Raw genomic sequence first — 7,997 nt, 5'->3', positions numbered from 1 at the left:
TACCTGTCCATTTTCCCCTAATTCCCCTTGCAGCTTCTCTCGCCAATTGTGAATCTCTGCCTCACTTTCTGTGAGTAACTGTTGTACTAATGACCGAAATGCCTGAATTAAGGAAGCGTAGGGAATATCTCGTTGAAACTGGTCAAACTTACCAGAAATAAAATAGCCATGTTGGCGAGTCAGTGGCTTATATACCTCCTGTATTAATACGGACTTGCCAATACCGGAATACCCCGAAACCAGCATGATTTCACTAGCTCCTTGGCTGACTCGATCAAAAGCAGCTAATAGGGTAGAAATCTCCTGTTCTCGCCCATACAGTTTTTGTGGTATTTGAAATTGATCGGAAACATTGTGCTGATCGATCACGAAAGCATCAATTTGCTCTTTGGTTTGCCACTGTCTGAGACATTCTTCTAAATCTGCCTTGATTCGATAGGCTGATAGATAGCGTTCTTCAGCATTTTTTGCCATCAATTTCAACACAACCGCTGAAAGAATTGCAGGAATCTCTGGTTTGAGTTCCTGTGGTGGTGTCGGTTGTTGAGCAATATGACAATGCACTAATTCCAAAACATCATTGCTGGGGAAGGGTAACTCTCCCGTCAGCAATTCATAAAAGGTCACACCCAGGGAATAAAAATCAGTGCGGTAATCGATTGCTCGATTCATGCGACCCGTTTGTTCTGGGGAGATATAAGCTAGGGTTCCTTCTAATACATTCGGGTTGCGAAAGGTTGAGATTTCTCGCGACAGTGTGGTTGAAATACCAAAATCAATTAGCTTAAGCCTACCAGTATTCTGATTTAATATAATATTTGATGGGTTAATATCTTTGTGAATAATATGCTGTTGGTGAACCTGACCGAGAATGTCAACAATCTCAATGGCCAGGTGGAGAAACTCAGCAATGGTGAATTCCTGCTTCGGAATGATCCGATTGAGGGATTCGCCGCCAAAATCTTCTAACACCATGACCCAGTTAGTTTCTAGGTTTTCCCAGCTGTAAACATCGATTACACCGGGTAGGTTAATGTTTTGGGTGGTTTCATACTCTCGCTTGAACCAAGCAATGCTTTCCGGGGAAGGATAAGCCTGTTTGAGCATTTTAAGGATAACAGGTTGGTGATCTGTTCGCCGATGTCCCCGATAGACTAGGGAGTTGGTGCTTTCATGGAGTTTTTCCGTAACTTGGTAACCTGATAAATCGCGCATACTTACCTCCTTTATAGGAGTTTTGATCAGCTCAAACCGCACTGGTTGTGGTTTGAGCTGATCAAATAATAATCCATTTGCCCAATTGTACAAAGTTATGAGTGATTTACAGCAATTTTCGCCCCCCTAGGGCGTGTTTTCAAAGTTTTCCGCAAGATTATGATCCCCCCCAGCCCCCCTTAAAAAAGGGGGGAGCCATACTCAAAGTCCCCCTTTTTTAAGGGGGATTTAGGGGGATCTCCGAGGCAAGAAAAAACGCCCTAGCCCCCCAAGCGAGGGATTGCAGCTAAAGGTAGTGAAGTCGATTCATCTGAACACAGCTGTAAAGTCAAACACCCCACCTAACCTAAAGGTTAAGTGGGGTACATCTCCTAAAAGCTGTTTGACCCGGTGGGTGGAATGGGAACCTTTACAAAAGCGATGCAGCTTCGTCTCGTTCTTCTGATGGAGAAGAGTCTGGATCTGGTATAGGAGAAGGGTCTGGATCTGGCAAGGGATCAGGACCGGGATCAAAAGCAGTAATGGCAAGGGGAACTTGTTTGTCTGCAAATAACGCTGCAATATTACCAGCTTCTTTGCTGCTCATCGCCGTCTGCTCTGCTTCAGATAAACCCACCTTGTCCATTACGGAACTGGGGTTATTGATGAAAACACTTTGTTTCTTGGGGTCAAGGGCCAAATCGGTTAATAAATCAAATAGTTTACTCATCAGATATCCTGCTAATTTTTAATCTAGTCACGAATCAAGAATCTAAGCTAATGGTCGTGATTTTATCCACAGCAACAATTTCTTAAATGTTTCTACCCGTTCTGCTTCTGACAATGCTGCAGTTTGATAAAGTCTTTCCAGTGCGTGTTGATCATAGATTATCAAGGCAAGCACTCGATAAGGCCATGCTTCACCAGTAATCTCATCATAGTGTTGATCATAATATCGCAGAATTTCACTTAAATCAGCAAGGAAGGAAAGAGCACTGGCAGATCCTTCGACCCATGCAAAGTTTTGCCACAGCCATAATTGTCCGTCTCCTTCAATCTCAGGATTTTGGAGGACATCATCAACAAGCTTCTTTAATTTATGTCCTGACATACCTTCTGCCTGAGCCAGAATCTCCAACTTATCCTTGGTTTTAGGCTCAGCCTTTATCATGTATCTCAATACTGCTTTACATATCTCAGCAAGCTTGGCATCTATCTTTTCAATAAGTGTCTTGCATTCTTCTCTAAATTTATTATTAATTTTGTCTTTTTCCTTCTTTTGTGTACCTTCAATTACCTTGAGAATGAGTTGACCCATCAAATCACCTGGCTTCAGGAGCAAGACTTGTTGGGCACAAGCGATCGCTCCACTATAGTATCTCTCTTTCTTTTCTGAGTGATATTTTTTCTTCTTTAAATTCTTCGTTAAATAAAAAAACAGAAATGCATGTTCATAAAGACTTACCCTCCTGCTTACTAAGAATGGAACAGGAGAAGGAGAGTGTTGTAAAGTCTCCATGTCTGGAGATATTTGTGTTTCTACTCCCAAATCCCAAAATGACTCCTCGTATTCTTGAGCTAATCTGTGAACTGTCGATCGCATACCCCAAGCCCAGGCATATGTGGGCATAAGTTCAATCGCTCTGTTAAGATAATTTAAAGCTTGTTTTTTACTTTTTTCATCTATCTCATTTTCTTTGATTAATTTCTTCTTATCCAGAGTTATTTTCAGGCGGTAGGTTGCTCCCAAGTGAGCTAATGCCCACCCATAGTTGCTGTTTTCTGGTGCTTGATGAGCAAGGGCTTTTTCAAAATGTTTTATAGCTGATTTAATAGATTCCTTTTTCTGCTTTTTATCATTTTCTGTAATTGCTCGTAGACGATAGGTTTCACCTAGATGTGCATGAGCCCAGAGATAGTTATCATTCTTTTTGACGGCTTTTTTCAAGTACTTTTCGGCCTTACCATAATCCATCAACTGGTAGTAAGTTGTTCCTAGGTGGGCATTGAGCCAAGCATTGTCCGAGTCACTTTTTTGAAGTTCTTCAAATTTCTCTATCGCCTGTTCATAAGCTCCTGACAAGCGAAGAGTTTCTGCTTTTTGAGCAAGAGCCCAAGTGTTATTATCCATCTGTATCAAATTCCTCCTTGACTGTTATTTGAAACTTAATTGATTGAGGTTTGTTGTATCAAACCCTTAACTATAGGGGTTTTCAATTGGGTGAGGTACATGTTTTTAGGGAGCAGGGAGCAGGGAGCAGGGAGCAGTGAACTTAGAACCTCTAAGAGGTAAGATGTAAAAAGCTAAAAAGACTGTGTACCTTAATTAGACTAAAAACTGCTCTATAGCAATCCCTGTAAGAATTGTGATAATTGTTGATTCCATATTCCCTACTCCCTACTCCCTACTCCCTACTCCCTTTTCTATAGCGAGTAATGCCTGAGTTTTCGGGTGATCTCGCCACTCCATCCAAGCTGGGTCGTGACCGACTAACTCAATGGCTTCATCATTAATAGGAATAGCTTCTTCTAGATATTCCCATGCTTGTTCGCAGTTACCTACCAAGATGGCTAAGCCGCTCAGTCGGTACAGAATATCTCCTCGATCCCCTGTCTGCCATTGAGAGCGCAATACTGACCGCGTACGCTCAATCTCGCTTTTGGCCTGGGTCAATCCCTGCCAGCGAGCCTTCGCCACTGCAATACAGTATAAAGCTGTAGTGTCATCTGGAACTTCCTCTAACCTCTGCTGGCAACAGGCGATCGCCTCAGCATATTGGCCGTCGTAGCAAAGGATTAACCCTCTCTCAATTTGCCAATTTTTCACAAATATGGTTTTGTCAAAGGCGATAGCACGGTCAAAATCAATCAGGGCTTTCTTGTAGCACTTCATCAGCTCATAAACTCGGGCACGATAGGCAATTGCCCAAAGGTAATCCGGCTTCAGCTCAATGGCTCGATCCAAGTCAGCCACTGCCATTGTGTAATATGCTTCCCCCATAAAGCGGTAGGTTACGCCCCGGTGAGCGAGGGCCCAAAGGTAGTTAGGGTTGAGATCAATAGCGCGGCTAAAATCTGTTCGGGCTTCGTCATAACGTTTGATCTGATAGTAGGTTTGCCCACGGTGAGCGAGAGCCCAAGGGTAGTTAGAATTTAGCTCAAGGGCATCGGTGAACTTAGCGAGGGCAGCTTCAAAATCTCCCATCAGCCGATCAGCCTCACCTTCCTGAGCTAGAGCCTTAGCTTTCTCAGGGTTCTGTGGGGACGCTAACTTGAGGTTGGACACAGTTTGTTGATAAGCTGTCATCAGATCTGTTTCTCCCCTGTAGCTTCTTGAACAAAAGACATACCTAAGCGCGCCATCATGTCTTTGTCCACAGGTGCTAGAGCGTGAGGCGGAATATAAAGGGTTGAAACCTCAGTAACACTGCTCTGTGGTAGCTTGGACAGAGGAATACGCTGGATAACTGGTTTGCAAACTGGATAATAAACAGCTGCTTCGTAAACAATCACTTCATGGTCACCTCCATAATGTGTTTTTAAGACCTCGGTCAATATGGTTAGAGGACCAAACTGTTCCTCCGGTTTGTAAAAACCGAGATTGCCAACCATGGCAATCTGCCACAAAATCAAGGGGCTAGTGGGGTCAAATTTACGCCGTCGAATCAAAAAGTCCGTTGCTTCAAAACTTTGACACCCGTTTCGACCAGGATCGAGACCAAGGTCAGCAAATAAGCAATCTTCCGCAGAAATCCCAGGTAGCATCTGTGCTGTGAAGCCTTCACGATGTGCCTGTTTAATAGCTGCCTGGGCTGGATTGGCAAAAACCCCAGGATGACCGTAAAACACAGCACAGACATTCAGCCCCTTACGAACGTCTGTCAATATCCTTTCGGTCATTTCTTGATAAGTGTCTCTGCGCCATTGATTGTTCCGGTTATATGGCAAAGCTTCTGCTGTGGCATTCAATTCTTTGAGCCATTTAGCGGTTACTGGGTCAGCCAAGGCATATAAAACCTTGTCCGCTTGTTCTATCCAGGCTTTCGCCCCCAAGGTCAGATGACTTACCAATTGAATCCCCGTACCAACAATAGTTAAGGAGCCAGTTTCCAAATTCAATTTACTCTTCAGGTTAGAATCGGAGTTTTTCATCAGAGTAACAGACACAATATAGCGGTTTTAAATTAGGTGAGGTACATGTTTTTAGGGAGCAGGGAGCAGGGAGCAGGGAGCAGGGAGCAGGGAGCAGGGAACAGGGAGCAGGTCATAGAGCAGAGGCAAGAGCAAAGAGTGAAAAAATCCTGTGTACCTCATTATTCCTAGAAACTCTATAGTTATTTTATTAAACTTAACCCTAATTTTATTTTTTAAAAAACTATAACAATTCTATATCCTACAAGGTACAAATTGATCCCCCTAAATCCCCCTTAATAAGGCAGACTTTGAGGTTTATAAGCGTACCTCATAACTGCGATAAACGCTATAAAGCATATTTCATAGCTATAAGGTACACAGGATTTTTACCCTGTTCCCGTCTTGATGCAGTCGCTCATGGGGGAAACCACGGCAGTCGCTCATGGTTTGTTCGCGTTCGCCTTTGGCGTGGCCTACGGCCAAGCGTCGGCTACGCCGAAGTTACCGTAAGACAGTTGAGCCTTGTCTTGATGCAGTCGCTCATGGGGGAAACCCCCAAGACCGCGCTGCATCGCTAATCAATAAGTTTGAACCCTTTTCTGCATAGCCTACCAACCATAAAGGCTCAACGTAATCAGGTTTCGTCTCCGGGGGAACCCCCAAGACCGCGCTGCCTTCCCAAGACCGCGCTGCATCGCTGTTCCCTATTCCCTGTTCCCTTTGCTATATGTTGTATTTTAGTTTAAATCTTGATCTATTAAATTCATAAAAATCATATCATAACTCATATAAAATCTCATCAAAAAACTAATAAACAAAACATTGACTCGTGACAGGAGCATTAAAAACTGATCTAGGGTTTCTCGAATAACTGAGATACATCCAATTTTCTTCCCTGCTCCCTGCTCCCTGCTCCCTGCTCCCTAAATCAATGATTAGGCTACAAGAAAGATGCTGTATACATAAACTGTTGCTCTCCCTTTTTCATAAAATACTGCCGATACAATTCACAACTGGCGATCGCTTGAGCACCTGAAAGTTTAATCAACCCCATACTGCTTAACTTGTGAGTTAGGATGGGGTCTAAGGGCACAGGTTCAGTGGCCTTGAGAACCGTATCAAGAGCTTGTGCTAATTCCGGCTGTTTTGCCAATGTTGCCCAATGACGCTGCAAGTGATGAGCATAAATTCCGGTGGCAGTGGGAGCACTTTCTAGCAGTTGGGACAGAGTTATCTCCTTGCGACTAAGATGATAGAGCGTTAAGTTTACCAGTGCCGGATGCCCCCCCAGCATTACCATTAATTGTCTAGCTTCTTCGAGACCTATCCAGTCGAGTCCGTAGCGTTGAGCTAACTGCTGCACCTCGTCCTGGCTGAAGTTGTCTAACTGAACCGGCAGCCCCACATTGAAAGGAGACTGGTTAAGCTCCAGAGGAACGTAAATTTCCGTGGAGTGAACCACTACCAGGCGAAGCTTTTGCCAGATGGGCAGTCTTTTGCCTTCTTCGTACCAAGAACGCAACAGAGGTAAAAAATCCTTCGCGACTTGGGGATGCTCGAAAATCTGGCTCACCTCATCCAATGCCAAGATTAGGGGAGTATCAATTAAATCTAGTAGATAGTCTTGGAAGTAGAGGGTAGAGCTAATTTTACTGCCCAAGTCTTCATCCCAATACTCATCTAGCATCGGTTTACGCTGAAGCTGGTGAGCGATGTTGGCACACAGCCAGCGCAAAAATTGATTCAAATTGCTTAAAATTCCCTGCTCGACTTGCTCTAGGTTCAAGCTGACAGTATGGTAGCCCAGGCGGTTGCCATGGTCAAGAATCCTGAGCAGCAGTGAGGTTTTGCCCATTTCTCTGGGAGCTTTAATCCTGATTAACGCTCCCGGTTTCTTGATTTCTTGATAAACTTGCTCCTCAAGGGAAGAGCGTTCTAGGTAAAAGGGAGAGTTGATAGGGATTGAGCCACTGGGATAGCAAGGTAGTATCTCAGGGGTTTCATTGGCAGCATTTCCCGTCAGCTCTGGCAACACCAGATCTGCCTGAAAAGGGTTTGTCTCTGCGGCTGTTTGGGCAGTGGCATAAGACTCCAGCAGCACCCGACAGTTTTTCTTGCTTACCCGCTGGCCAATCACCTCCGAGAGTCGCTGATACAACTCTGGAGCAACGACACTGGTAAGGTACCCTGGACTATAACCTGCTTCGAGGGCAATTTGGTTATAAGTTCTATACTGCCAAACCCCACCCAGCATAATTACTTCTATGGAAGTAAGGGGTCGATGTTGGCTATCTTTTAGTTGACGGTCAACAATTTCTAGGATACGGTCAAGATTCATTTAAAAGGTCACCGCAATTTATCAAGAAGCACCTTTTAAGTGCTCGATCAAACGTGACACACCGAAACAAATCATAGGAGTCTGGCTATACCCTTTTGGGATCCAAAAACTATAGTGTTGAGGAGTGTTTATTTAATTTACAAACATTCCTATATATATATAGGAATCAACCAAAACAAACATAGATGCTTTTACCCTGAATGACCCAGCAATTTTAGAGCTGTTGACTGGTCAATTGAATCCCCGTTAACCATAGGAGGTTTAATAACTAGTTATTTCCTATGATGCCCAATATTGGATGATGCCCAATATTGGTGGGTATCAATCATAC

The 7,997-nt window shown here is 43.9% G+C and carries 6 protein-coding genes; all 6 read right to left on the bottom strand.

The window, feature by feature from the left end; translation table 11 throughout:
* Window positions 1-1,215 (bottom strand): serine/threonine-protein kinase (locus F6K46_RS36630; protein ID WP_293117939.1); only part of this gene is annotated, 1,215 nt, incomplete at its 3' end.
* 409 nt (window positions 1,216-1,624) lie between these two features.
* Entirely contained in the window at window positions 1,625-1,924 is a 300-nt protein-coding gene (locus tag F6K46_RS36625; protein WP_293052267.1) for a hypothetical protein, read from the bottom strand.
* Window positions 1,925-1,966: 42 nt separating this feature from the next.
* Window positions 1,967-3,325, bottom strand: coding sequence for a tetratricopeptide repeat protein (locus F6K46_RS36620; protein WP_293052264.1), 1,359 nt, complete (start codon window positions 3,323-3,325; stop codon window positions 1,967-1,969).
* A gap of 267 nt (window positions 3,326-3,592) precedes the next feature.
* A complete protein-coding gene (locus F6K46_RS36615; RefSeq protein WP_293052261.1) occupies window positions 3,593-4,501 on the bottom strand; it encodes a tetratricopeptide repeat protein in 909 nt (302 codons plus the stop codon).
* On the bottom strand, window positions 4,501-5,361 hold the full coding sequence (locus tag F6K46_RS36610; protein ID WP_293052259.1) for an SAM-dependent methyltransferase: 861 nt from the start codon (window positions 5,359-5,361) through the stop codon (window positions 4,501-4,503). The genes F6K46_RS36615 and F6K46_RS36610 overlap by 1 nt, the downstream gene beginning before the upstream one ends.
* Window positions 5,362-6,268: 907 nt before the next feature.
* On the bottom strand, window positions 6,269-7,666 hold the full coding sequence (locus tag F6K46_RS36605) for an AAA-like domain-containing protein (RefSeq protein WP_293052256.1): 1,398 nt from the start codon (window positions 7,664-7,666) through the stop codon (window positions 6,269-6,271).
* Window positions 7,667-7,997: the final 331 nt, after the last annotated feature.

The organism is Moorena sp. SIO3E8 (genome assembly GCF_010692445.1).
Lineage (GTDB): Bacteria > Cyanobacteriota > Cyanobacteriia > Cyanobacteriales > Coleofasciculaceae > Moorena > Moorena bouillonii.
The sequence above is the reverse complement of the archived record's forward strand: the minus strand, read 5'-3'. Positions and strand labels throughout refer to the sequence as shown.